Below are 274 nucleotides of genomic sequence, written 5' to 3'. Positions count from 1 at the left end.
ATATGATCACCCGGTAAACCAATTACCCTTTTAATATAGTCTTTTTCCTTTGTAGCATGAAAAACGATAATATCAAATCTTTTTATATTATCGGGGTTATTTTTACCTACTTCATTAAGAATAATGTGTTCACTGTCTTTTAAAGTCGGCATCATTGATTCACCGTCTACTACTATAGGGGTAAAGATGTACTCTCTCACCACAAAAGCCAGGATACAAGCAATAATGATGGATTTGATCCACGAAAAAATCTCTTTTTGTTTCAATTTAAAAC

General features: G+C 32.1%; 1 protein-coding gene. It reads right to left on the bottom strand.

Annotated elements, in window-relative coordinates:
• A partial coding sequence (gene lepB, locus SB822_RS56990) for a signal peptidase I (RefSeq protein ID WP_410859092.1) occupies nt 1-274 on the bottom strand: 274 nt, incomplete at both ends.

Source organism: Paraburkholderia sp. SIMBA_054 (assembly GCF_046534875.1).
Classification (GTDB): Bacteria; Pseudomonadota; Gammaproteobacteria; order Burkholderiales; family Burkholderiaceae; genus Paraburkholderia; species Paraburkholderia hospita.
Note: the sequence above shows the minus strand (reverse complement) of the source record. Positions and strands in the feature narration are given on the sequence as shown.